Below are 22,643 nucleotides of genomic sequence, written 5' to 3'. Positions count from 1 at the left end.
AGTCCTGTATCGGTGCAAATAAACCGACTACCGGGTTTAGGCTGTTGAGTGCAGCAATAAACTGCCTGCTATTCAAGATCCAGGCTTTACGAGCCCCTACAAGATATTATTGTTTTTTCCTGCCGATCTATTTAATTAATTTTTGATAAATTACCAATAAAATTTGAAGGGTGTGTGATGTAGTTTCCAGTTGCACCGGAATTATATAGAGGATACGGCAGTGCCGTGTCCCTACAATTAATGGCGGTAGGGACACGGCACTGCCCTGTCGAAAGCTGTGGGTAATATTAATTCCGATGCTATCGGGTTTGATATGATGTTGTAGATGCCGATGCCTGATTCTGTTAATATTTCGATTGTTTGATTAATAATTTTCATAACTTGTCTGCCATCTCCAACCCTGTTAAATAATTATAATTACGTTTGTTGTGATGACTTCAGTCCTCAAACTCCTAAAAGGCCGATCGCCCACAATTTTACTAATTTTACTATCAGCGATCGACCGAAAAGGGTCTCAATCGTTTAACAAAACTGTGAATCAGCAATTTTTCTGCAAGTGCCGCACAAAGCGAGAATTGGAGAATCAAAAAAATTCAGACGGCGAGGAGCGATCGCACGTTTTTAGAACACTCAAGAAACTTTCTGCCATACATCCGGTGCAGGAATCGCGGGTTCCTTCTAACTCAGGCGGTGTTTTCAACACTTGAAGGGCTGCATAAATCAATCAAATTTCACAAATAGTTGCTCGCAACTATTGGGCATTGCCATTTTTTAAATGTTGTTAACATATCGCCGAGAGTTCGTTGACTATCTTCACTCTTCCCCTGAGAACAGAACGCAGCAGGCGGTTGATCGAAAGTCTGCATTCATCGTCGAGAGAGTCGTCTAAAACAGCGGCCATCAAACCGTAGCGATCGGCCAAAGTCAAACAACCTGTATCGCTAACAGAGGCAAGCATTTCGGAAATAGCGCCGGGGATAAGTTGAACTAAAAACATAAGACGTTCCCTGAATTCGATACTTGTATCATCTCTCCTTCTCTAAAAATAAAGAGTGACGCTGGCATAGCAGAGAACGTGATGTTTTGAGGCAAACTGTGTGACAGCGACCGCTCTAATTGTGTGACGAACTGCGTTTTAAGTCTGCGATCTTAGTCACAAGATGATTTTATATATTCCAATTTCCCCCTCTGCCCTCCCAAATCTAAAGATTTAAAGAGATTTTTCCGCTGCGTGGGTGTCTTTACCCATTAACCATGTATAAAACGCATCAGATGTATGCGAAAAATTCATAAAACTCAATATTTTGTAAAAATAGCTACGAATGTTTACAGTGGTGCGCTTTACATTAGCTCATAACTAAGGTGCATGGAAACGCAGCGATCGACCGAACCATCGGTAGCAACTATAACCATAAATAGTTTTGCGACGTTCGAGCCAGCGCCCAGTCAAGCTCAAATGTACAGAAGACCAACCATGCTTAAAAGAAATTAGATCTAGTAACTAAATATACAGTTTTAAATCAATACACTCACTAAGGTTAGCAGGAAACACACACTTTATGCTCCAAGTCAATACTTCTCCCCAACAAGCCAGCAGCGAGGGTAAACCGATGACCCAAACAGTAGAACCCAAAGCCCAAGCCAGCCTGAACAAGTTTGAAAAACTCAAAGCCGAAAAAGATGGCTTAGCATTAACAGCCGAACTCGACCACTTCGCCGAGATCGGCTGGGAAGCAATGGACGAAATCGATCGCGAGCACCGCCTCAAATGGCTCGGCATCTTCTTTCGGCCAGTAACTCCGGGCAAATTCATGATGCGGCTGCGCTTGCCCAACGGCATCATTACTAGCAATCAAACCAGAACGCTAGCAGAAATCGTCCAACGCTACGGCGACGACGGCAGCGCCGACATCACCACCAGACAAAACCTGCAATTGCGCGGAATTCGCATCGAAGACGTGCCAGACATCTTCCGCCGCCTCAAAGAAGCGGGCATGACCAGCATTCAGTCTGGCATGGACAACGTGCGCAACATCACGGGTTCCCCAGTCGCGGGCCTGGACGCGGACGAACTGATAGATACGCGGGAACTGGCGAACCAAGTCCAAGACATGATTACGAACAGCGGCGAAGGCAACCCCGCGTTTTCAAATTTGCCGAGAAAGTTTAATATTGCGATCGCAGGCTGCCGCGACAACTCAGTCCACGCCGAAATCAACGACATCGCCTTCGTACCCGCTTACCAAGACGCCAACATCGGCTTTAACGTTTTAGTCGGCGGTTTCTTCTCCGCCAAACGCTGCGAAGCTGCAATTCCTCTCAACGTCTGGGCAAGTCCCAGCGACGTTGTAGATTTGTGCAAAGCCATATTAACTGTGTTTCGCGATCGAGGCCCGAGAGCAAACCGCCAAAAATCGCGGCTGATGTGGCTGATTGACGAACTCGGAATCGAACAATTCCGAGCAGCAGTCGAACAAGAATTTGGTCGCACTTTGCCTGCCGCCGCCCTCAAAGATGAAATCACCTGGGACAAACGCGACCACATCGGCATCTACCCTCAAAAACAATCAGGGCTCAACTATGTAGGGCTGCACGTTCCCGTCGGACGGCTGCAGGCATCGGATTTGTTCGATTTGGCCAGAATCGCCGAGGTTTACGGCAGCGGCGAGCTCAGGCTCACTGTCGAAGAAAACGTCATTATTCCCAACGTTCCCGACTCGCGGATTGAATCGCTGGTAAAAGAACCGCTGTTGCAGCGTTTTTCGATCGACCCCGCACCGCTGACGCGAGCCTTGGTTTCCTGCACCGGCTCGAAGTTTTGCAACTTCGCCCTCATCGAAACCAAAAGCCGCGCCGTGGCAATGATTGAAGAACTCGAAGCCGAACTGTCAGTTCCCAAACCTGTCAGAATTCACTGGACGGGTTGCCCCAATTCCTGCGGTCAACCCCAAGTAGCAGACATCGGTTTGATGGGCACAAAAGTTCGCAAGAACGGCAAAACCCTCGAAGGTGTAGACATTTACATGGGAGGCACAGTGGGCAAAGACGCTCATTTGGGTACTTGCGTCCAAAAAGGCATCCCTTGCGAAGACCTCAAACCGGTGCTGCACCAACTTTTAGTCGATAACTTCGGGGCCGTTCCCAATCTATCTCAAGAAGATGAGGTAGCTTCCCTCAACCGGCAACTGCAACTGACGGTTGAGAGGGACGAAACGGCAGTCCCGGCAGCCAAACCTCAGACATCTACTGTCATTTTCGCTCGATCGGGCAAAGAAGTTCCTTGCAGCGAAGATGAGTTCATTCTCGATGTTGCCGAACGGGCCGGAGTCGAACTTGACAGCAATTGCCGGTCGGGAAGCTGCGGCACTTGCAAGCAGCAACTCCTAGAAGGACAAACAGTCTACGACAGCCAACCCGACGCGGCCCGAGACTTAGAACCAGGGTTCATTTTAGCTTGCAGCGCGCGGGCGATCGGCAAAGTGTCGATCGACGCCTAATCTCACAATGTGAGGTGCGATGCCAAGGTCGCGAATCAATCCCATATCTCACATTTCCACCATCTCAAAGTACAACCACAATTCAAGACAAATGAGCAACCTTTCCAGAAGAAAATTCATCATCACCGCCGGAGCAACAGCAGCCGGCACCCTCCTAGCCCACGGTTGCAGTTCCAGTTCCCCCACATCTAGCGCAACTCCCAGCGGCGCATCACCCAGCGCCGCGCCAGCAGTCAACATCAACCCTGCCGACGCCCCAGAAGTTACCGCAGCCAAACTCGGATTCATCGCCCTCACCGACTCAGCACCCTTAATCATCGCCCAAGAAAAAGGGCTATTTGCCAAATACGGCATGAAAGACGTAGAAGTTACCAAACAAGCATCTTGGCCAGTTACTCGCGACAACTTAGAACTCGGTTCCGACAAAGGTGGCATTGACGGCGCCCACATCTTATCCCCAATGCCTTACCAATTGACATTAGGCACAATTACCAAAGGCAACCAGCCTGTGCCGATGAACATTGTTGCCCGGTTAAATACTAACGGCCAGGCAATTTCCCTCAGCAAAAAATACCTAGATTTAAAAGTAGGTACTGACAGTAAACCTCTCAAAGCAGCCCTCGCAAATCAAAAAATTGCTATAACTTTTCCCGGCGGCACCCACGACTTGTGGATGCGCTACTGGCTAGCAGCCGGCGGTATTAATCCAGATACAGATGTTTCCGTGATTCCCATACCGCCGCCCCAAATGGTAGCGAACATGAAATCTGGCAGCATGGAAGCCTTTTGCGTAGGCGAACCTTGGAATGCTCAGCTAGTTACTCAAAAGGTAGGATACACCGCCTTAGTAACCGGAGAACTTTGGAAAGACCACCCAGAAAAAGCTTTCGCTTTAAGAGGAGATTGGGTTGAGAAAAACCCCAAAGCTGCTAAAGCAATAACAATGGCCGTACTGGAAGCCCAGCAGTGGTGCGACAAGGCAGAAAATCACGATGAGATGTGCCAAATCATCTCTCAAGATAAGTGGTTAAAAGTTCCAGTAGCAGATATTATCAGTCGCTCTAAAGGTCAAATTGACTACGGTACCGGCCGCATTGAAGCTGCCAGCCCAGTAGCTATGAAATTCTGGGCTGATAATGCTTCCTATCCCTACAAGAGTCACGATGCTTGGTTCCTCACTGAAAATATTCGCTGGGGTTATATGCCGGCAACTACAGATATCAAAGCCACGGTTGATAAAGTTAACCGCGAAGATATTTGGAAAGCAGCAGCGACAGCACTTGGCGTTCCCGCCGCCCAAATTCCTGCTACCACTTCTCGCGGTGTTGAAACCTTCTTTGACGGCGTGAAGTTTGACCCAGAAAAACCACAAGAATATCTGAATGGTCTGGCAATCAAGAAAGCATAATTAGTTAACAGTCAACTGTTAACTGTTGAGAATTGACCAATTTTTAAATTGAGTTGAGTTGGGTTTCCTAACTCAACCCACCCCAGACACGGCGATCGCTTCAAAGTATCTACAAATAATCGATTATTCACAATACTGCACAAACAAAAATGGCAACAAACCTCGCTGTTACTAAAAGCAAAAATCCAGTAAATTTCGTTCTGGATCGGGTTCAAAAAAACCGCCGAAAAATCATTCGCCCGCTGGTAGCAATTACAGTTCTGCTCATAATCTGGCAGATCCTCTGCCACAGTCCAGAGTCCACCTTGCCGGGCCCAATCAAAGCTGTCCAAGAAAGCTGGAATCTGATTATCAATCCTTTCTTCGACAACGGCGGTACAGACAAAGGCTTGTTCTGGCAAATTTTGGCTAGCTTGCAGCGGGTGGCGATCGGCTTTACTTTAGCAGCAGTTCTCGGCATCAGTTTAGGAATCCTGATCGGCACAAACTCCCTAATGTTCGATGCTTTAGACCCGCTGTTTCAAGTATTCAGAACTATCCCGCCTCTGGCTTGGCTGCCGATCGCCCTGGCTGTATTTCAACAGTTCAATCCCTTTGAAGGCATGGGGGTAAAAGCTAACGAAGTGTCAGCATTATTCGTAATCTTAATTACAGCAATTTGGCCGATTTTAATTAACACGACAGTAGGCGTTCAACAAATACCCCAAGACTACCGAAACGTCGCCCGCGTCTTGCGTCTTCCCAACCAAAAATACTTCTGGAAAATCCTGCTTCCCTCTTCTGTTCCTTACATCTTCACAGGCTTAAGAATTGGCATCGGTTTGTCTTGGCTGGCGATCGTAGCTGCGGAAATGTTAGTCGGCGGCGTCGGCATCGGCTTTTTCATCTGGGACGCTTACAACAGTTCTCGACTCAGCGCCGTGATTCTAGCAGTGCTTTATGTAGGAATTGTCGGTTTGATTTTAGACAGAATTGTTGGTTTCATCGCTTCCAAAGTTGTTCCAGAAGAACAGAAATAGGAATGGGGAATGGGGAATGGGGAATGGGTGATTAGTGGTTGGTGATTGGTGATTAGTTATTAGGAAGCGGGAATAATTATATATGCCCAATGCCCCATGCCCAATGCCCAATGCCCCATGCCCAAATTCCAATTAATAACTAGCATCTACAAATTACAAACTAACCTAAAATAGCCATGTCAGTATTTGTTGAAGTAGACCACGTTGACCGTGTATTTAACTTGCCCAATGGAGAGCAATACATCGCTCTTAAAAATATCGAACTTAAAATAAAAAAGGGAGAATTCATCACCTTAATCGGACACTCGGGCTGCGGCAAATCTACGCTGCTAAATATCATCGCCGGCCTCGACAAAGCAAGTCAGGGCGGGATTATCTTAGAAGGACGCGAAGTCCGCGATCCAGGCCCGGACAGAATGGTGGTGTTTCAAAATTACTCGCTGCTACCTTGGCTGACGGTGCGCGAAAATATCGCCCTAGCAGTAAATGAAATTTACAGCGGTAACTCTCAAGAAGATCGCGAGTTGGTGATCGAACACCACATTAAATTGGTCGGACTCGGACACGCCGCCGACAAACGCCCGGGCGAAATTTCTGGGGGGATGAAACAAAGAGTTGCGATCGCCCGCGCCCTGGCGATTCGCCCGAAACTGCTGCTGCTAGACGAACCCTTCGGCGCCCTCGATGCTTTAACTCGCGGCGGTTTGCAAGAACAGTTGATGAAAATTTGCGAAGAAAGCAAAGTCACCAGCGTGATGGTAACTCACGACGTGGACGAGGCTTTATTATTGAGCGATCGCATTGTCATGCTCACCAACGGGCCGGAAGCGCAAATCGGGCAAATCCTCGAAGTGAACATTCCCCGCCCCCGCAAGCGCATGGAAGTTGTCAACCATCCGAGTTACTACGCGCTGCGCAACGAAATGGTTTACTTCCTCAACCAGCAAAAGCGGGTCAAACAGCGCCGGGCCCAACAACAACCGCCTGTCATCGCCCGCAACGGCCTGGAAAAAATCAACCTCGACATCGGCTTTATTCCCCTCACCGACTGCGCCCCCTTAGTAGTAGCCAAAGAAAAAGGATTCTTCCAAGCCCACGGCTTGGAAGAAGTTACTCTCAGCCGCGAACCTAGCTGGAAAACGATCGCCCAAGGAGTCGCCGAAGGACGGCTGGACGCGGCGCAAATGGTCGCAGGAATGCCGATCGCCATGCTGTTGGGCCTGGACGGTGAAGCCCCTGTGCCCGTCTGCAGCGCCCTCACCCTGTCTCGCAACGGCAATTCGATTGTTTTCAGCAAACACCTTTACAAACAAGGCATTCGGACGTTAGAGGATTTCAAAGCTGCGATCGCCAAGACTCCAGATAAAGTTCACACCTTGGGCATGGTACACTCGGCCTCCATGCACAACCTGCTGTTCCGCTACTGGCTGGCCGCCGGCGGCATCGACCCCGACCTCGACGTGGGCTTGACCGTCATTCCGCCTCCGCAGATGGTATCGAATTTAAAAGCAGGCAACATTGACGGCTACTGCTCGGGCGACCCCTGGAACTCCCACGCAGTCAACAGCGGTACAGGTTTTGTCATGGCGCGTTCCCTCGATATTCTGCCCGGACACATCGAAAAAGTTCTCGGTGTTACCGAAGATTGGGCTCAGAAATATCCTCAAACCCACCTCGCCCTAGTCAAAGCGCTTTTGGAAGCCTGCGACTACTGCGACGACCGCCGCAACCGCGAAGAAGTCCTTGAATTGATTAGCCAAGGACAATACATCGGCGCCGATCCAAAAGACATCCGTCCGGGGTTCATCGACCCGTACAACTCCGGTACGGAGGCAGAACCTGAAATGCTCTACAACTTCAACCAGTTCTACGTTGACAAAACCAATTGTCCAGACCGCCTAGAAATGGTGTGGGTGATGGCGCAGATGGCTCGCTGGGGACTGATTCCGTTCCCGAAAAACTGGGTGGAAGTGGTCGATCGAGTTTTGCGGCCCGATGTTTTCGGTCAAGCCGTGCGCGAATTGGGTTTGCCGGATATTTCCAGAGATCGCCGGACGATCGAGCTATTTGACGGCACTGTGTTTAATCTAGACGACCCGATCGACTATCTCCACAATGTCAAAATCAAGCGCGGCGTCCGCATTGAAGAAATCTTAATTGAACAAATAGGCAGTCAGTGTTCCATCAAACTGCCAGCATAACCAGCAAATAGGAACAGGGAATGAGGAGCAAGAAATCAGGAAACAAGACTCCACATTTCCCGCTTCCTAACTCCCTAATTTCAAATTCTCAATCCAAAGTTGTCATGTCTAATTCCTCAACCCAAAATCCCAATACTGAAAATATGCAAACTCTCAAAAACCCCCAAACAACCAAAATTCAAACGGAGAAGCCAGACTTTCTTACGATTAAAGATGTATCGAAAGTCTACGAAACTCCTAAAGGCCCTTACGTCGTTCTCGACGGTGTAAACCTGACTATTAATGAAGGCGAATTTATTTGTTTGATCGGTCACTCTGGCTGCGGCAAATCAACTTTGCTGAATATGATTGCGGGATTCAACGGGCCGACAAACGGAGAAGTGGCCCTGCAAGGTTCGCAGATTACTGAACCAGGCCCCGATCGCATGGTGGTGTTTCAAAACTACTCGCTTTTGCCGTGGCTGACTGCTACAGAAAACATTCACCTCGGCGTTGAAAATGTTTACCCGGAAAAGTCCGCAGACGAACACAATACGATCGTCAAGGAACACTTGGAATTAGTGGGGCTGACGGAAGCTTGTAACAAAAGACCGGGCCAATTGTCCGGGGGGATGAAACAGCGGGTGGCGATCGCCCGAGCTCTGGCAACTCAACCCAAACTCTTGATTTTAGACGAACCTTTCGGGGCTCTAGACCCAATTACGCGGGAAGAGTTGCAGGAAGAATTGCTGAAAATTTGGCGGCAGCACAAAATTACCGTCATTATGATTACTCACGATATTGATGAAGCTTTGTTTTTGGCCGATCGCATCGTGATGATGACCAACGGGCCTGCTGCTTCCATCGGCGAAGATATGCACATTCCGTTCAGCCGTCCCCGCAACCGGGCGCGGATTATGGAAGACCCGAAATACTACGAACTTCGCAACTTTGCTTTGGAGTTCCTGTTTTCTCGCTACGCGCACCACGAAGAGGATGAAGCAACGGACTCGGATACAGAAGCCGTCGCGCTACCGATGCCATTACCTGCTAGCAAAAAGCCTGCGTTTGCGGAGACTGCTAACAAGCCGATCGCACCTGCACCTTTTGTGTCTCACGCTGCTGCCGAACCCCCAGAAGTTTCGCCGATCAAACGCGGCATCCTAGCAGCCTCGTGGTTCGTAGCAATGGTTACTTTAGCAGCCGTCAATATGTCTGGTGTTTCCAACCAGCTAAAGCAAGCGAAACTAGCAGAAACTGCACCTCCGGCGGCGACTGCGGCGGCGGTTGTGAGTTCTCCCCCCAGCCCGCAAATCGCAGCAAGTTCGATCGCACCAACTGCTAGCCCTGCACCCATCGCTGCTGCTGCCAGTCCTGCACCCATCGCTGCTGCCGCCGCGACGGCTGCCTCGCCCAATGCAGCAACCAGTGCCACATCAGAGATTTCTGACCAAGCCGAACTCGATGCGATCGGACAGCAGTTGTATGCACAAATCGACCAAAATTGGAGAACTACTCCGACATTTACCGAAAGTTTGACTTATCGGGTCAAAGTAAAACAAAACGGCGATATCCTACAGTTCGATCCCACAAATAAAGCAGCTAAAGATTTCGTCAAAGAAACTCCTCTGCCGGTTTTGCAAACTCCTACAGGTGCCACAACAGGCGCTGAAAAAACTGCTGAATTCCAAGTAACTTTTAGCCCCACAAACGGTGGCGTATTTGAAGTTAAATCAGGGAAGTAGGGGATATAATACTCCCGCACTAAATCTCTAATTGCTATCAACAACTAGGTCAAAAGTAGTATCAGCGTGCTGTTCGATTCCTGCAAAAAATCCTCCTAGCCCCCCATCCTTGGGGTGACAAGATTTAGGTCAGGAGTCCCTCTATTTGAGAGGAATTTAGGCGCAGCGAGAAGCTGGCTACAACCCAGATCGATCGCGAGTTTTAGTAAGAGATCGGTTAATTTTAAATCAGGGTATTGTCCGTTGTTGTAAAGCATTTTTGCGGTAATTTAGTAACTATTGATACATTATTTGCAGGAGCTCTCAGTTCCGACTATAATGACGAATTACCAATTACCCATTAGCTTTCAAAAATTAGCATCTAAAATCACCAGATGGAAACTATAAAAACTCTTTGCCCTTACTGCGGTGTAGGTTGCGGTCTAGAAGTTGTTGCCGACAAAAAACAAAGTTGGAAAGTGCGGGGCGATCGCAATCACCCATCAAGTCAGGGCATGGTTTGTATTAAGGGAGCAACCGTAGCAGAGTCGATTCGGAGCGATCGGCTACTTTATCCGATGATGCGAGATACTCTCGACCAACCCTTCCGCCGCGCTAGCTGGGACGAAGCTCTCGATGCAATTGTTAACCGAATCCAAACAGTTCGCAGCACCAGCGGCCCCGATGCTTTGTGCGTTTACGGTTCGGGTCAATTCGCTACAGAAGATTATTATATTGCCCAGAAACTCATGAAAGGTTGTCTGGGTACTAATAATTTTGATGCTAATTCTCGCTTGTGTATGTCTTCAGCAGTTTCGGGATACGTTCAAAGTTTTGGTTCGGACGGGCCGCCTTGCTGTTACGACGATTTAGAATTAACAGATTGCGCTTTTATTATCGGCAGCAATACAGCGGAATGCCATCCGATTGTATTCAATCGATTAGCAAAATACCACAAAAAAAATCCAAATGTTAAGATGATTGTGGTAGATCCGAGGCGGACTCCGACTGCTGAAGCGGCGGATTTGCACTTAGCAATTAAACCGGGTACGGATATAGATTTGCTTAACGGAATTGCATATTTGCTGTTGCGCAGGCAAGCAATAGATCCTGAGTTTATTCAAGAATGCACGGCGAATTTTTCAGCTTTTGCTGAGGTTATTAGCAGCTACACGCCGGAGTTTGTAGCCTCGCGCTGCGGCATTACTGTCAGCGAGTTAGAAACGGCGGCCAACTACTGGGAACAGTCGCAGCGGGTTTTGTCGCTGTGGTCGATGGGAATCAACCAGTCGTCGGAAGGCACGGCAAAGGTGCGATCGCTGATTAATTTGCACTTGATGACCGGTCAAATCGGCAAACCGGGATGCGGCCCGTTTTCCCTCACCGGCCAGCCAAACGCGATGGGAGGGCGGGAAGCCGGAGGACTGTCTCACTTATTGCCGGGATATCGGTTTGTGAAAAATGACGAACACAGAACCCAAGTCGAGGAGTTTTGGGGAATCGCACCGGGAAGCATTTCCCCGAATCCGGGCCGCACAGCTTGGGACATGATTGTGGGCTTGGAAACTGGGGATGTCGAGTTGCTGTGGATTGCAGCTACTAATCCGGTGGTGAGTATGCCGGATTTGGAACGCACTAAAGCCGCTTTGCTGCGATCGCCCTTTACTATTTATCAAGAAGCTTACTATCCCACTGAAACCTCCGCCTACGCTCACATCCTGCTGCCGGCAACGCAGTGGAGCGAAAAAACCGGAGTAATGACGAATTCCGAACGCCGCGTTACGTTTTGTCCCGGTTTCGACACTCCCTCCGGGGAAGCCCGCGACGACTGGAGCATTTTCGCTGAGGTGGGACGGCGGTTGGGTTTTGCCGAACACTTTGCTTTCGAGAACAGTGGGGAGGTTTTTAAAGAGTACGCGCAGTTGACGCGGGGTCAGCCTTGCGACATGACCGGACTCAGCCACGAATACATCCGCCAAGAAGGGCCGCAGCAGTGGCCTTGCCGGGAAAACGAGCCTGTGCATCCAGCGAACGAAGCGAAACGGCTGTATACTGACAGGCGTTTTCACACTCCTGACGCGCGGGCGAGATTTTCGGCCTATCACTCCCGGGGACTGGCAGAACCTCCCGATCCGAATTATCCGTTTGTGTTGACGACAGGGAGACTTTACGGACACTGGCACACGATGACGCGGACGGGTAGAACAGAAAAAATTAATCAATTGCACCCCGATCCGTTTTTGGAAATTCACCCGCGCGATGCTGCTAAATTGCAGATTAAGGAGGGGGATTTGCTGGAAGTTCGATCGCGCCGCGGCAAGGCGCAGTTTCCAGCAAAAGTCACAAAGGCGATCGCCCCGGGTACGCTATTTGTACCGATGCACTGGGGTTCTCTGTGGGCCGAAGGTGCTGAAGCTAATGCCATGACTCATTCTGCAAGCTGTCCAGATTCCAAACAGCCCGAGTTAAAAGCTTGTGCGGTGCAGTTGGTGTTGGTTGGCGCAGAAGTTGCAGCAGAAGTTGCAGCAGAAGTTGCAGCAGAAGTTGCAGCAGAAGTTGGGGAATTTAATTGGGCAAAATCCACCCTCGCCGTCACTTCTTGAGCTGCGCTCCTACTATGGGATGTTACAACTCACCGAATAACGAGGGGGAAGCCCCTGGCGATCGGGGGATGAACGCAGTTGACCTTCGGCGCTGAGTCGAACGATTTGAGATTTACTCCACAGATAAATCTGGGAGCTTGAACAAGAATCTAAAATTACGATCTCTAGACGACTCCTTTCGTTCGCAAGTATCCGTTTTTAGGGTAACAACCTCTCTCGATCGAACAATTTTGATCCCGGACGCACCCTACACATAAATCTCAAATCCTCAATCCCAAATCTAAAACCTACAATCGTTATGCCATTACCCAGCCTACAAGCTGCGTTTCCCCGGCAGAGCCCGGGAACAAGGAAAATTAAATTTATTTATTCTAAATTTTTCCTTCTTGATGGGGGGTTTTTCCTTCGGGAGAATGTCTTATGGCGAATGCCTTCTGCTTTCTTTTTAATTAATCGAGTCAGACAATTGCAGTTTGCACCTATAGGTGCTATGATGTTTTTACAAGGCTTTATTTTCGGCAGTACAGTTCGTTCTATCGGCGTTCCTCCGGATTTAAATCTCTACACCCTCTGATTCTGGAGAATGTTCAATGTCAATCTATGTCGGCAATTTATCCTACGAAGTAACGCAGGAGCACCTCAGCCAAACTTTTGGAGAGTACGGAACAGTAAAGCGCATTCAATTGCCTGCTGACCGCGAAACAGGCCGGATGCGTGGCTTCGCTTTCGTAGAAATGTCTACTGAAGCCGAAGAAACCGCAGCCATTGAGGCTCTTGACGGTGCTGAGTGGATGGGTCGCGACCTCAAGGTCAATAAGGCAAAACCCCGCGAAGAACGTGGTTCTTCTAACAGCGGTAACTGGGGCAACAACGATCGCGGTGGCAATTCTCGTCGCTACTAAACCACCCGAGCTAAATTTTTAGCTATCTTATATATTGCGTCGGAGCAAGCTGGGAGTCAACAATCATTCTCTGTTGAGAATAGATAGTTAGTTCAGTGGTCGCACCGCGCCTTAGAATCCTCAAAATATTGCTAGACAATAGTTTGAGGCTTTTTTATGGCAAAAATTATGAATCGGGAGTTCGATCGCACGCGATCGATTCCTAGCTGACACGAAAAACTATAAAATATAACAGGCAGAGAAAAGACCCTTGTCCAGCACGAGGGTGGCGCCGTGAAACCAGGCAATCCCAGAGTTTTGCGCTTGCAAAGTGTACCGAACAATGACAGAATCATCAAGAAAGATGACTAAATCACGGGTATGCTGAAAAAAATATTTAGGCAAATTTCCAAGTCAAGCAGTGATGAAAATTTTCTGCATTTTACAGAAAGTGTAGAAGTAGTAATATCGAAAATTTTATCACTGGCGATGATTTTGGTAATTCTCGTCAGCGTTTGCGATTTGCTGATTTTTTTAGCAAAAGAATTGGTAACCCACACGGATACTTTGTTAAAAGACACGTTGTTTGTCATATTTGGGTTATTTTTAAATGTTTTAATTGCTCTGGAAATCTTGGAAAATATTACAGCTTATCTGAAAAAGCACGTAATTCAAGTAGAGCTAGTTATTGTAACTTCTTTGATAGCAGTATCTCGAAAAATCATCATTCTTGACCTGGAAAAGAAAACCGCAGCCGACTTGATTGGTTTGGCGATTGCAATTTTCGCGCTTTCAATCAGTTACTTGATAGTGCGGTACACAAATAAAGAAAAAGATTAATATCGGGAATTAGGAACCGCCTCGCCGAAGCAGGGGGATTTTTTAATAAAAAATATCATATCCGGTCGTTCGACCGGACATGATATTATTCCAATAAACCAGGAGGAGGCACAATTTCAATTCTGCCTTGTTCTAAGTCAACAACTGGCACAATCTCTTCCACAAAAGGAATCAATATTTTTGTGGATTTAGGCTCTTTAACACGAATTTTCCGTGGTTTGCGGGTATTTCTGGGGTCAGCGTTGGCTTTGGGAGTTTCAGGCTGTTTTGGCTTTTCTAATTCTGCGACGACAGTTTCCGGCGGCGTTAGATTCGTTTCAACTTCTAAAAGGTCGTTACCTGCGGGAATAATATCACTTACCTTGCCTAAGATTTCCCCAGTTAACTGGTTAATAACTTCCATCCCGATCAAATCTTGGACGTAAAACTCATCAGATTCGAGGTAAGGTCGATCGGTCTTTTCAACAAACAACTTGCAGCCCCGCAGCGCCTCAGCACTATCGCGGTCTTCCACACCCTCTACCTCTACAGCATACAGCCCTTTACCCGGAATGTAGCGACCGCCCAAAAACTCGATCGGTTCCGGTTCACTTTTGTTAGGGCGCAAAATCCACCGCTTCCCCGGTTCGATAAACCTTTCCGGGAAATCCGAATCGGGATAGACTCGCACTTCCCCGTCCAAACCTTGAGCTGCTACAATTTTACCGATTTCTATCCACTCAGACATAGATTATATCACTCAAATTGCTACTAATTGATAATGGGAATTGGCAATTGGGAATTTGCAACTGAAAAACGTTGAATTATGTTTGTTCTTTCTTCCCTCTTCCTTCTTCCCTCTTCCTTCTTCCCTCTTCCTTCTTTACACCAATCCCGTCCTCAGCGCTACAACTGCTGCTTGCACGCGGTCATCCACTGCCAACTTATTCATAATACCGCGAACATGAGTTTTAATAGTATTTGGACTCAAATAAAGCGCCGCTGCAATTTCGGGATTGCTGTTACCTTCCACCATTAATCTTAACACCTCCAATTCCCGCTGCGACAACTGACCAAAAGTAGTTGTAGAGGCAGGTATCGGGGGTTTGAGGTGTTCGATGACAGTCCGGGCAATTTGAGGGTCAAGATATGTCGCCCCCTCTGCTGCGGCTGCAATCGCTGCTAACAGCCTGTCTACGGAAGCACCTTTAATGCAATAAGCATCAGCCCCGCTAGAAAGGGCAGCAATAATTTCAGTTTCTGCCGTGTGAGAAGTTAACATTACTACTCGAACTTCTGGCAGTTGTGCTTTAATTTGCTGCGTCGCTGCTATGCCGTCCAGCCGAGGCAAACCGATATCCATTACAATAATATCAGGTTTGAGTTTCAGTGCGGCTGCTACGCCTAAATAACCGTCTTCTGCTTGTCCTACTATTTCTATTTCTGGGGAATCGGCTAAAACTTGCTCTAATCCCAGTTGCATCATCGGGTCATCTTCAACAATTAAAATTTTCATAATACGAAGGAAGAAGGAAGAAGGAAGAGGGAAGAAGGAAGAAGGAAGAGGGAAGAAGGAAGAAGGAAGAGGGAAGAAGGAAGAGGGAAGAAGGAAGAAGGATTACTTAGTTGTTAATATTTTACATGAAATTATACCGAACCAATAATAACTAACCAATAACAACTAACTAATGACTAACTTTTAAAACTTCAACGAATTCGCCGGGCCAAATCCAGGTTTCCGATGCGGGCAAAACTGCTAAACCACTCGTATTTGCAAGGTTAATTAAATTCGCTGAATTTTGGCTGCCGCTAGCAGGTTCAAATTCCCAGACTCCGGCAACTAAATGCAGTTTACCCCAAACATAAGTTTCGCGCCGACCGTGCGATCGCAATTCAGCCTGACACCGAACCCGGACAAACTCCGGCCCCCAAGCATCCTCGCCAAGCCCTGAAATTTTTCTCAAAGCAGGCACAACAAACCGCCAACAGCAGACTAAAGCCGAAACAGGATTTCCCGGCAAACCAAAATAGAGACAATCCGAACTCAAACTCGGCGAATCATCATTTTTTTCACCTCGTTTAAATGCAGCAACAGTTAAAGGTTTGCCCGGCTTAATCGCCACAGAACTAATGTGAACTTTTCCTCCCAAATCGGCCAAAATTTTCTCGACATAATCGTAGTCTCCTACCGAGACGCCCCCCGTAGAAAGCACCACATCCGCCGTCGCAATAGCCCGGGATATCACCTTATTTAACGCATCTTCATTATCAGGAACAATCCCCAATCGAATCGGTTCAAATCCCATTTGGGCCAACAAAACTGTCAAAGCATACTGATTCGAGTCTACCAGTTTCCCCGGTGCCAAAGGTTCGTCGGGCGATACCAATTCGTCACCAGTAGAAAAAATTGCCACCCGCAGCCGCCGATAAACGGGAACTTGAATGCACTGTGCAGTTGCTAACACCGCCATTTCTGGGGCATTGATCACTGTACCGGGAGTTAACAAAGTTGTTCCTGCTTGATAAAAAGCGCCTTTGTGCCTGACAAATGCTTGCGGTTTTTCAGGAGAAACTAAGATAAAAATGCGATCGCCCTCTCGCCTCGTTTCTTCCTGCATTACCACCGTATCAGCACCCGCTGGCATCACAGCGCCCGTAAAAATTCGCGCCGCTTGCCCCGATTGTACAGTATGTTGAGGCTGATATCCCGCTGGAATGTCTTCAACTATATCAAGTGCGATCGGTTTTTCGGCGCTGCAATTTTCCACATCAGCAAACCGCACCGCATACCCATCCATTGCGGAATTGTCCCAATAAGGAAAATCGAGGCAACCAGTGACGGGTGCAGCCAAAATGCGCCCCGATGCTGCCAGCAAGTCTACAGTTTCTACATCCCGCTGACTGTCGAGGGGTTGGGCCAAATTTAGAACGATCGATTCTGCTTCTTTCACTGACAGCATGACTGTCTCCTTGTTTTGATAACACTCCTGATTAACTTTAGCAAAATCTCCATAAATATTGGTGATATAATTTTTTTATATTTGGGCAGTCAACCTAATTTTTGGTATAAATTGCTTATGACTATTTCTCGCTTGGTTTTTAGACTCAATTGTTTATCCTTATTTTTAGTATCGCTGCTGATATTTTTAACTGAGCTTTCCGGCTTAAAAGTCAGCGATTTATTCTTTCACCCTTATTTTTCCCCCAATCCCACTGTCGCCTTATTAACTCGGATTTTCCAGATTTTATGCTCTGTACCAGTCATAGTTTGTACTTTCACCTATGGATTAGCTAAAAGTATTCAACCGCGCCATATTGAAAATCGATTTATTTTATTTTCCGCTCTTTTAACAGGTGGATTTATGCTAAATGAAATTTACAGAATTCATATATATATGATAGCATTAGGAATTCCCAAGCTAGGAGTAAGTCTTTTATACGCCGTTGTTTTGTCCTCCTACGGATGGTTTTTTCGGCGAGAACTACAGTTTACTCCCTACCAAATACTGTTAGCTGGTTTGGGCTTGTTGTTTTTTGCGATCGGCGTTGATGCACTCAATTTTAAAAGCAAGATAATTTCCAGCTTGCTGGAAGGAGTACCTAAATTGTTTAGCGAAATCAACATTGCCTTTTATTATTGGTATGTCTGTAAGTGTTTTATCCAAAAAGCTTTTTATCAAAAAATAGATAGCTAGTTATCAGTAGATGATATAATGATATCACAAGTGCCTCCCAAAAACTACAACTCAAATCCTGCTTTTCACATCAATCAATAATATTTACAGCATCTGCATCGATCGGCATTGCTCCGCATTCATATACATTATCTGGCTTAAAAATTCCCACGCATCCTGATAAAATACCATGATAGCAGTTACCATCAACTTCAACTCGATCGCCCAAATAACCGATGACCAATTTTATCAACTGTGTCGCGAAAACCCAGATGTCAAATTTGAACGCAACGCCAAAGGAGAAATAATCATCATGCCACCCACAGGAGGAGAAACCGGAAGTTATAATTTTGAAATAGCTACTGATTTTGGAATTTGGAACAGACAAAGTAAACTGGGAATTTGTTTCGATTCTTCAACTTGCTTCAAATTGCCAAGCGGTGCCAATCGTTCTCCCGATGTCTCTTGGATTGAAAAATCAAGATGGGATGCTCTCACTCCCGAACAAAAACAAAAATTTCCTCCCATTGCCCCGGATTTTGTCTTAGAGCTAATGTCGCCAACCGACAGTTTAAAAGATACTCAAGACAAAATGCAAGAATACATGAATAACCAAGTAAAACTAGGCTGGTTAATCAACCGCAAAACCCGCCGAGTTGAAATCTATCGCCAAGGACAAGAAAAAGAAGTTTTGGAATGTCCAACAGAACTTTCAGGAGAAGATATTTTGCCCGGTTTCGTGCTAAACTTGAAAACACTGTGGCAATAACTAGACATCTTCCATCTATCAGCGTTTATTTGCGTTTATCGGCGGTTAAAAAAATTATGGAAACTAATACAGAAACGACTGCAACCACGGGCTTAACAGCGGAACAACACAAACAGAAAATGCAGCGCCGCCAAGAAGTGCAATCACAGCGAATCGCTAACTCCTCAAAAGAAAAAGGTTTAATTATAGTCAATACGGGTAACGGTAAAGGCAAAACCACGGCCGCCTTGGGAATGGTTGTGCGATCGCTCGGTCACGGATACCGGGTCGGCATAGTACAATTTATCAAAGGCGCCTGGGAACCCGCAGAGAAAGCCGTTTTTCAACTGTGGGAAAAACAGCTAGAATTTCATGCAATGGGAGAAGGTTTTACCTGGGACACGCAAGACCGCGATCGAGATATCGAAACAGCTCAAAAAGCCTGGGAAAAATCCCTAACTTTTATCTGCAATCCCGAATTTAAATTAGTTCTTCTAGATGAAGTAAATATAGCATTAAAACTAGGTTATTTGCAAGTTGAGCAAGTGCTCTCCGGGTTAGATCAAAAACCCGAAGAAACCCACATTATTTTAACAGGCCGAGGCGCCCCGGCAGCGCTAATTGAACGGGCAGACTTGGTGACAGAAATGACATTAGTTAAGCATCCATTCCGAGAACAAGGCATTAAAGCTCAACCAGGTATTGAGTATTAATGTGGTTTGTAGTCAAAACTTTTTCCCCAATCTCAAATTTAAAATGGATCTATGCTGGCAACCTTAAAGTAAAAGTTGACCCCTTGCCAAACTCGCTATTCACCGTAATTTCTCCGCCCAGCATCTGAGAGTATTTCTGCGCTATTGCCAAACCCAAACCCGTACCTCCGTACTTGCGGGTAGTCGAAGCATCAGCCTGTGTAAAAGGTTGAAATAACTTTTGTAGCTGTTCAGGAGTCATCCCAATCCCTGTATCAGTACACTTAAAAATTAACCTTTCAGAATCCCAATCATTCTCGTCATTTTTAATTCTTTCAACGCTGAGTTTAATTGTCCCTTTATGAGTAAATTTAGCTGCATTGCTGAGCAAATTAAACAAAATTTGAGTAAACTTAATTTTATCGGAATACAATTCGCCAATATTATTAGGACACTCAACATTCAGGCGATTGGTGTTTCGCAAAAATAGCGGTTCAACAGTTTTCGCTACATCTTGAACTGCCTCCGACACGTCAAAAGTCTCTAATTCAAGTTCCGCGTGACCGGCTTCAATCTTCGACAAGTCCAGAATATCATTAATTAATGTTAGTAAAAGCTGGCCTGCATTGTGAATTCTCTCCAAATCCGATACAAAAACTTCTTCGCCCAAATCTAAAGCCTCTTCTTGCAGAATCTCGCTGTAACCGATAATCGCATTCAGAGGAGTTCGCAGTTCGTGGCTCATGTTAGCCAAAAACTGACTTTTAGCCAAACTAGCGGCTTCTGCGGCTTCCTTTGCCTTGTAGAGTTCGGCCTCGGCTTGCAAGCGGTCGGTCACGTCGTGAGCCAGCACTAATTCAGCATTTCTGCTATCAAATAGCAGGGTATAAGAAGTAATTTGTACATCAATAATTGTTCCGTTTTTTTTCTTGTGCTGCCACACACTGGCAAAATCAATACCGGCATCTACTTGTTGGGATAGATTTTCTAGCAATCTCGGTAACTTTTGGGGGGGACGAATGTCCGTAACGGTCATGTTGAGAAATTCGTCGCGAGTGTAGCCGTAGTGTTGGACAGCAGCCTGATTGACGGCTATAAATTCCAGAGTTTCTAAATCGTAAACCCACATCGGATGGGGGTTATTTTTAAACAAAAGTCTGTAGCGTTCTTCCGAGGCTCGCAGTTCGGCTTCGGCCTGTTTGCGCTCGGTAATGTCGCGGACAACAGTGCAAATAATCTCGCGGCCGCCGTAGGAAATCACGCTGGCGCTTACTTCCACGTCCACGCAGGAACCGTCTCGGCGGCGGTAGAGAACTTCCCCAATTCTGAATTTTTTGTCCGCCACCAGCAAGTCGATATTGCTGTCAATTATGTCTTTAGAGTAAGCGATGATATCGTAAATAGTTAGTTGCGAAATCGCATCAAGACTGTAATCGAGCAAGTTTCTAAACGCTGTATTGGCTTCCAAAAGGCGTTTGGTTTGAGCGTCCCACAAGAAAATGCAATCTGTAGCTTGCTCGACTACGGCTTGGTAGCGAGCTTTTTCCTCAAGTTGTTCGCTTTCGGCGATCGCGATCGCCGAAAGCATTCCGTTGATAGTATGGGCAAGGTCTGACAACTCGTCTTCGCCCGTCACCGGCAGCCGCACCGAGAGGTCTTGGCTGCTGCTGACGCGGTTGACTGCTTTCGCCAAACCGGTCAACCGAGATAGTACCAGATGCTCTAGCAGCAGCAGAGTGCAGCCGATCAACCCAACTCCCGCTAACCCTACAGATATCAGCAGGTACAGCAAACTGATCTGACCTTGCCGGTATATTTCTCTGGGGAGATCGACCCGCAATAGCAGCGCAGGCTGGTTGTAAATATCGCGGATCAGAGCGTAACCCGCGATCGACTCTTCGCTTAAAGGACGCACCAAAATCGGTTTTTTTTCCGACAGTTTCTCCCGCGCTTTCTGAAAGTCTGCAGGCAACCGAGCCTCATTAACGCTGTGTACGATCAGCGGCAAGCGAGTAATTTTAGAAACCTTCGCAATGCCCGCAGCATCTAAATTGCGCCCGAATATCAGCGTACCTCGGATCGGGCCGGTGCTTTTAGTCGTGAGAATTGGTCGGGAAGTAATCAGTATCGGCCCTGACGGTAGCAGCAGGATACCAGCAAGGCTGCTTTTGGCGTTGGGGTGCTTCAACAACAGCGGGTCACTGAGAGAAATGCGCCGTTTTAATGCTTCTGGAACAGGCGTTAGTTTCAGCTTTTCGCTGTCTAAACCCGTACCGTAAAGTATTTTGCCAGAAGTATTGACAAATACGGCTATATTAACTCTTATATTAGCCAGCCCTTCTGGAATTAAATTGGAGGCAATGAATCCTGAGTTGCGGTTTTGCATGAAAGTGTAGGTGTCGTCCCAGGACGACCAGTCGGCAAAGCGCGAGTTGAAGTCGTCGGCAGTTTGCCCGAACACGCTGAGCACTCCCCTGACAACCTGTGTGGCTTCTTGTTCCTCTGCTTTGACCAGGCTGCCCAAGAGGATGCTTGATGAGGCGACATACAGAATGCCAGTCAGTCCAGCGATGGTAATGCCAACTATCGATAGTGTTTTCCGACGCAGTTTCATCTTGCTCTGTGTGTGGTGTCCGTCCGAAATTCTCAACTCAGGAGCAATTTTACTACTGTTTCCTGAAGCCTGACTGGTGGCGCAGCGCGTGTTTCCTACTTTTCCCACACCTGCTGTTTGTGAGCTTCCTGGCAAATACCCAAGATGCGCCGATCGTTCTCGCTGATGGTGGCAATTGGGTAATACTGTTGCAGGTTTACAGAGTAGGGAGAGCGACTACCGTCGTAACTGTCCACTACTGTTAAATTTAACTGAGTTCGATCGCTTGTGCCGTAAAAACAGTAAAAAGCAGACCGAGGCAGGTAAAAAGCGCCGACTACTTTACTCTGCCGCATTTCAAATACAAAATATTCTTTTTTAATTTCATCTGGCTTGCTCGACTGGCCGTAGAGGTAAACGCCCTCTGCTAAACCTGTGCTAGCTGTATCTGGCGCAGGATTTGGGGGAGATTGCGACCTTAAAACGCCGGATTTGATGTCCGATTCCTGTGTCCGGCGTGTGGAGACTGCAATGCTGAAATTACCGGGCGAGATAGCAAGCGCGATCGCGATCGCTTTTAAACTTCCTGTCAATATCAAATAAGTCAAAACCACTCCAGACCCCAAAATTTAAAATACCTGGTTCCAAGCGCCTCTTGTACCAGTTTCACAAAGATTGTAGAGAAACCGGGTATTTGGCTTAATGTTGGCTATTAACTTGAAGGAACGATCGCCCGCCCGGTTCCTGAACTTAAATCTAAGATTAGTTTTGACAAATTTTGCGCCCGCGCCGATCGGGCGATCGG

General features: G+C 47.1%; 20 protein-coding genes and 1 pseudogene. 14 read left to right on the top strand and 7 right to left on the bottom strand.

Annotated features, from left to right (window positions below; genetic code table 11):
* Window positions 1-237: 237 nt before the first annotated feature.
* Window positions 238-378 carry a hypothetical protein gene (locus QUA54_RS10085; RefSeq protein ID WP_333414440.1) on the bottom strand — a complete coding sequence of 47 codons (141 nt, stop codon included), beginning with the start codon at window positions 376-378 and terminating at the stop codon, window positions 238-240.
* Window positions 379-428: 50 nt separating this feature from the next.
* Here QUA54_RS10085 and QUA54_RS10080 point away from each other — a divergent pair, with 50 nt between their 5' ends.
* Window positions 429-707, top strand: coding sequence for a hypothetical protein (locus QUA54_RS10080; protein ID WP_333414438.1), 279 nt, complete (start codon window positions 429-431; stop codon window positions 705-707).
* Between the two features lie 74 nt (window positions 708-781).
* On the opposite strand, the gene QUA54_RS10075 is transcribed toward QUA54_RS10080, so the two are convergent.
* Window positions 782-997 (bottom strand): hypothetical protein, encoded by a 216-nt coding sequence (locus QUA54_RS10075; protein WP_172190671.1) that lies wholly within the window; start codon window positions 995-997, stop codon window positions 782-784.
* A 613-nt stretch (window positions 998-1,610) separates the two neighbouring features.
* Between QUA54_RS10075 and QUA54_RS10070 the strand changes: the two are divergent.
* The 10 genes and pseudogenes from QUA54_RS10070 to QUA54_RS10025 all read left to right on the top strand — a co-directional run.
* Window positions 1,611-3,146, top strand: a pseudogene (locus QUA54_RS10070) (ferredoxin--nitrite reductase); the annotation flags it as partial.
* 39 nt (window positions 3,147-3,185) lie between these two features.
* Window positions 3,186-3,497, top strand: a complete 312-nt coding sequence (locus tag QUA54_RS10065; protein WP_333414501.1) for a 2Fe-2S iron-sulfur cluster binding domain-containing protein — start codon at window positions 3,186-3,188, stop codon at window positions 3,495-3,497.
* A gap of 91 nt (window positions 3,498-3,588) precedes the next feature.
* Window positions 3,589-4,905 (top strand): CmpA/NrtA family ABC transporter substrate-binding protein, encoded by a 1,317-nt coding sequence (locus tag QUA54_RS10060; protein ID WP_333414437.1) that lies wholly within the window; start codon window positions 3,589-3,591, stop codon window positions 4,903-4,905.
* Between the two features lie 149 nt (window positions 4,906-5,054).
* Window positions 5,055-5,924, top strand: a complete 870-nt coding sequence (gene ntrB, locus QUA54_RS10055; RefSeq protein ID WP_333414435.1) for a nitrate ABC transporter permease — start codon at window positions 5,055-5,057, stop codon at window positions 5,922-5,924.
* A gap of 176 nt (window positions 5,925-6,100) precedes the next feature.
* On the top strand, window positions 6,101-8,125 hold the full coding sequence (locus QUA54_RS10050; protein WP_333414433.1) for a nitrate ABC transporter ATP-binding protein: 2,025 nt from the start codon (window positions 6,101-6,103) through the stop codon (window positions 8,123-8,125).
* 104 nt (window positions 8,126-8,229) lie between these two features.
* Window positions 8,230-9,849 (top strand): nitrate ABC transporter ATP-binding protein, encoded by a 1,620-nt coding sequence (locus QUA54_RS10045; protein WP_333414432.1) that lies wholly within the window; start codon window positions 8,230-8,232, stop codon window positions 9,847-9,849.
* Window positions 9,850-10,223: 374 nt separating this feature from the next.
* Complete coding sequence (locus tag QUA54_RS10040) at window positions 10,224-12,431, top strand: nitrate reductase (RefSeq protein ID WP_333414430.1); 2,208 nt, start codon at window positions 10,224-10,226, stop codon at window positions 12,429-12,431.
* 298 nt (window positions 12,432-12,729) lie between these two features.
* On the top strand, window positions 12,730-13,005 hold the full coding sequence (locus QUA54_RS10035) for a hypothetical protein (protein ID WP_333197094.1): 276 nt from the start codon (window positions 12,730-12,732) through the stop codon (window positions 13,003-13,005).
* Between the two features lie 16 nt (window positions 13,006-13,021).
* Window positions 13,022-13,333: an RNA recognition motif domain-containing protein gene (locus QUA54_RS10030; RefSeq protein WP_172190665.1), complete on the top strand. Its 312-nt coding sequence runs from the start codon at window positions 13,022-13,024 to the stop codon at window positions 13,331-13,333.
* 360 nt (window positions 13,334-13,693) lie between these two features.
* A complete protein-coding gene (locus QUA54_RS10025; protein ID WP_333414429.1) occupies window positions 13,694-14,152 on the top strand; it encodes a phosphate-starvation-inducible PsiE family protein in 459 nt (152 codons plus the stop codon).
* Window positions 14,153-14,237: 85 nt separating this feature from the next.
* On the opposite strand, the gene rimM is transcribed toward QUA54_RS10025, so the two are convergent.
* From rimM to QUA54_RS10010, 3 genes are all read right to left on the bottom strand, one after another.
* On the bottom strand, window positions 14,238-14,879 hold the full coding sequence (rimM, locus tag QUA54_RS10020) for a ribosome maturation factor RimM (protein WP_333187518.1): 642 nt from the start codon (window positions 14,877-14,879) through the stop codon (window positions 14,238-14,240).
* Window positions 14,880-15,014: 135 nt separating this feature from the next.
* The gene (locus QUA54_RS10015; RefSeq protein ID WP_333129729.1) at window positions 15,015-15,647 is read right to left on the bottom strand and encodes a response regulator transcription factor; all 633 of its coding nucleotides are present in this window, start codon (window positions 15,645-15,647) and stop codon (window positions 15,015-15,017) included.
* Window positions 15,648-15,816: 169 nt separating this feature from the next.
* On the bottom strand, window positions 15,817-17,091 hold the full coding sequence (locus QUA54_RS10010) for a molybdenum cofactor synthesis domain-containing protein (RefSeq protein WP_333414428.1): 1,275 nt from the start codon (window positions 17,089-17,091) through the stop codon (window positions 15,817-15,819).
* A 402-nt stretch (window positions 17,092-17,493) separates the two neighbouring features.
* Between QUA54_RS10010 and QUA54_RS10005 the strand changes: the two genes are divergently transcribed.
* The 3 genes from QUA54_RS10005 to cobO all read left to right on the top strand — a co-directional run bounded on the left by QUA54_RS10005 (window position 17,494) and on the right by cobO (window position 19,266).
* Entirely contained in the window at window positions 17,494-17,826 is a 333-nt protein-coding gene (locus tag QUA54_RS10005; RefSeq protein WP_333414426.1) for a hypothetical protein, read from the top strand.
* 169 nt (window positions 17,827-17,995) lie between these two features.
* Window positions 17,996-18,574, top strand: coding sequence for a Uma2 family endonuclease (locus QUA54_RS10000; protein ID WP_333414425.1), 579 nt, complete (start codon window positions 17,996-17,998; stop codon window positions 18,572-18,574).
* A 56-nt stretch (window positions 18,575-18,630) separates the two neighbouring features.
* Window positions 18,631-19,266, top strand: a complete 636-nt coding sequence (cobO, locus tag QUA54_RS09995) for a cob(I)yrinic acid a,c-diamide adenosyltransferase (RefSeq protein ID WP_333414423.1) — start codon at window positions 18,631-18,633, stop codon at window positions 19,264-19,266.
* Between the two features lie 49 nt (window positions 19,267-19,315).
* Here cobO and QUA54_RS09990 read toward each other — a convergent pair whose 3' ends face one another.
* Together QUA54_RS09990 and QUA54_RS09985 are read right to left on the bottom strand one after the other, a co-directional pair.
* Window positions 19,316-21,994, bottom strand: a complete 2,679-nt coding sequence (locus QUA54_RS09990; RefSeq protein ID WP_333414422.1) for a CHASE4 domain-containing protein — start codon at window positions 21,992-21,994, stop codon at window positions 19,316-19,318.
* Window positions 21,955-22,452 carry a hypothetical protein gene (locus QUA54_RS09985; protein ID WP_333414500.1) on the bottom strand — a complete coding sequence of 166 codons (498 nt, stop codon included), beginning with the start codon at window positions 22,450-22,452 and terminating at the stop codon, window positions 21,955-21,957. The genes QUA54_RS09990 and QUA54_RS09985 overlap by 40 nt, the downstream gene beginning before the upstream one ends.
* Between the last annotated feature and the right edge of the window lie 191 nt (window positions 22,453-22,643).

The organism is Microcoleus sp. MOSTC5 (assembly GCF_036701825.1).
Classification (GTDB): Bacteria; Cyanobacteriota; Cyanobacteriia; order Cyanobacteriales; family Microcoleaceae; genus Microcoleus; species Microcoleus asticus.
The sequence above is the reverse complement of the archived record's forward strand: the minus strand, read 5'-3'. Positions and strand labels throughout refer to the sequence as shown.

What these genes read in the sequence shown, in the direction of transcription:
- QUA54_RS10025 (WP_333414429.1), top strand. Translation starts at nt 13,694, where the DNA reads ATGCTGAAAAAAATATTTAGGCAAATTTCCAAGTCAAGCAGTGATGAA.
- cobO (WP_333414423.1), top strand. Translation starts at nt 18,631, where the DNA reads ATGGAAACTAATACAGAAACGACTGCAACCACGGGCTTAACAGCGGAA.
- QUA54_RS10075 (WP_172190671.1), bottom strand. Translation starts at nt 997, where the DNA reads ATGTTTTTAGTTCAACTTATCCCCGGCGCTATTTCCGAAATGCTTGCC.
- QUA54_RS10085 (WP_333414440.1), bottom strand. Translation starts at nt 378, where the DNA reads ATGAAAATTATTAATCAAACAATCGAAATATTAACAGAATCAGGCATC.
- QUA54_RS10060 (WP_333414437.1), top strand. Translation starts at nt 3,589, where the DNA reads ATGAGCAACCTTTCCAGAAGAAAATTCATCATCACCGCCGGAGCAACA.
- QUA54_RS10010 (WP_333414428.1), bottom strand. Translation starts at nt 17,091, where the DNA reads ATGCTGTCAGTGAAAGAAGCAGAATCGATCGTTCTAAATTTGGCCCAA.
- QUA54_RS10005 (WP_333414426.1), top strand. Translation starts at nt 17,494, where the DNA reads ATGCTAAATGAAATTTACAGAATTCATATATATATGATAGCATTAGGA.
- QUA54_RS10050 (WP_333414433.1), top strand. Translation starts at nt 6,101, where the DNA reads ATGTCAGTATTTGTTGAAGTAGACCACGTTGACCGTGTATTTAACTTG.
- QUA54_RS10015 (WP_333129729.1), bottom strand. Translation starts at nt 15,647, where the DNA reads ATGAAAATTTTAATTGTTGAAGATGACCCGATGATGCAACTGGGATTA.
- QUA54_RS10000 (WP_333414425.1), top strand. Translation starts at nt 17,996, where the DNA reads ATGATAGCAGTTACCATCAACTTCAACTCGATCGCCCAAATAACCGAT.
- rimM (WP_333187518.1), bottom strand. Translation starts at nt 14,879, where the DNA reads ATGTCTGAGTGGATAGAAATCGGTAAAATTGTAGCAGCTCAAGGTTTG.
- QUA54_RS10045 (WP_333414432.1), top strand. Translation starts at nt 8,230, where the DNA reads ATGTCTAATTCCTCAACCCAAAATCCCAATACTGAAAATATGCAAACT.
- QUA54_RS10035 (WP_333197094.1), top strand. Translation starts at nt 12,730, where the DNA reads ATGCCATTACCCAGCCTACAAGCTGCGTTTCCCCGGCAGAGCCCGGGA.
- QUA54_RS10030 (WP_172190665.1), top strand. Translation starts at nt 13,022, where the DNA reads ATGTCAATCTATGTCGGCAATTTATCCTACGAAGTAACGCAGGAGCAC.
- ntrB (WP_333414435.1), top strand. Translation starts at nt 5,055, where the DNA reads ATGGCAACAAACCTCGCTGTTACTAAAAGCAAAAATCCAGTAAATTTC.
- QUA54_RS10040 (WP_333414430.1), top strand. Translation starts at nt 10,224, where the DNA reads ATGGAAACTATAAAAACTCTTTGCCCTTACTGCGGTGTAGGTTGCGGT.